The organism is Melaminivora alkalimesophila (assembly GCF_000282995.1).
In the GTDB taxonomy this organism is placed as follows: domain Bacteria; phylum Pseudomonadota; class Gammaproteobacteria; order Burkholderiales; family Burkholderiaceae_C; genus Melaminivora; species Melaminivora alkalimesophila.
Genome location: NZ_ALEE01000254.1, coordinates 1 through 1,531, shown reverse-complemented (window position 1 = coordinate 1,531; position 1,531 = coordinate 1). Strand labels below are relative to the sequence as shown.

Sequence of the window (1,531 nt, the reverse complement as noted above, 5' to 3'; positions counted from 1 at the left end):
CGCGGCAGGCCTGCCAGTCCTGCGCCGCCAGGCCCGCGTCCTGCAGCTCGCCGCCCATGCGCCGGCAGGCGGCCTCCACCGCCGCACGCGCGCCGCGCAGGCGCACGTACAGCCGGCCGGCGCCGCCTTCCTCCACCCAGCAACTGGCGTTCAATGGCAGCGGCTGGCCGCCCCAGGCATGCAGGCGCGCCAGCGACTCGGCCTGGGTGCCTTCGAAGCGCAGCGTGGCCTCGGTCGGCGCCACCGGCAGCACCTTCAGGCTGACTTCCGTGAGGACGGCCAGGCGGCCCCAGCTGCCGGCCATCAGGCGCGAGACGTCGTAGCCCGCGACGTTCTTCATGACCTGCCCGCCGTAGCGCAGCAACTCGCCGCGGCCGTTGACGATCTCCACGCCCAGCACGAAGTCGCGCACCGCGCCTGCATTGGCGCGCGCCGGGCCGGACAGCCCCGCCGCCACCATGCCGCCCACCGTGCCGCCCGCGGCAAAGCGCGGCGGCTCGAAGGCCAGCGCCTGGCCCTGTTCGGCCAGCAGCTGCTCGACCTCGGCCAAGGGCGTTCCGGCGCGCACGGTGATGACCAGCTCGCTCGGCTCGTAGCTGAGCACGCCCGCCAGCGCCCGCAGGTCCAGCTCCTCGGCGGGCGCCCGTGCGCGGCTGGCGGGATGGAAGGCCTTGGTCCCGCCCCCGACGATGCGCAGGGCGGTGCCGCGCGCGGCGGCATCGCGCACGCGCTCCGAGATCAGGGCCAGGGCGGAGTCCATGGGAGGCGATGGTACGCCGGGCCCGTTCAACCCAGTTCGCACCTGGCCACCGGCAGGCCCGGCACCTGCACGCGCGTGGACAGCACCTGGCCCGACAGCGGCAGGCGCGCCAGCTCCTCGGGGCTGCGGCCGCCGCGCGCGGACGTGACGAAGAGCGTGCGCCCGTCCGCCCCGCCCAGGCAGGGCATGGTCGGGCAGGCCAGCGGCAGGACCAGCTCGGCCAGCACCTCGCCCGTGGGCGCCAGCCGCAGCACGCGCCCGCCCTCGTAGAGGGCACACCAGTAGGCGCCTTCGGCATCGACGCAGGCGCCGTCCGGCCGGCCCCCGTACGCTGCCCCGGCCTGGCGGCTTTCCTCCTGGTGGGCGAAGCGGTGCAGCACGCGCGCCTCGCCCACGGGTTCGTGCTGCGTGTCGCAGTCCCACACACGGATGGCGTGCGTGGGCGTGTCGGCGAAATACATCCGCCGCCCATCGGGCGACCACGCCAGGCCGTTGGATGTAGCCACGCCGCCGAGCATGCGCCGCACGGAGGGCGCGCCCGGCACGCGCAGGTCGATGCAGTACAGCGCCCCCACCGGCTGGCGCGGCCCGCTCTCCGGCTCGTGGATGGTGCCCACCCACAGGCGCCCGAGGGCATCGCACTTGCCGTCGTTGGCGCGCTGGGTCGCGGGGTCGATGGGCAGGCGCGCCAGTTCCCGCAGCTCCCCGCCCCACTGCGGCGCGTGGCAGATGCGGTCGCGCAGCGCGACCACGAGGCCGGCGGGCGCTCCC

At 76.0% G+C, this 1,531-nt stretch carries 2 protein-coding genes; both read right to left on the bottom strand.

Features of this window, described 5'->3' with window-relative positions; translation table 11 throughout:
• Positions 1–760 (bottom strand): glycolate oxidase subunit GlcE (gene glcE / locus A612_RS04640; protein ID WP_019373377.1); only part of this gene is annotated, 760 nt, incomplete at its 3' end.
• Positions 761–786: 26 nt separating this feature from the next.
• Positions 787–1,531 (bottom strand): SMP-30/gluconolactonase/LRE family protein (locus A612_RS04635; RefSeq protein ID WP_019373376.1); only part of this gene is annotated, 745 nt, incomplete at its 5' end.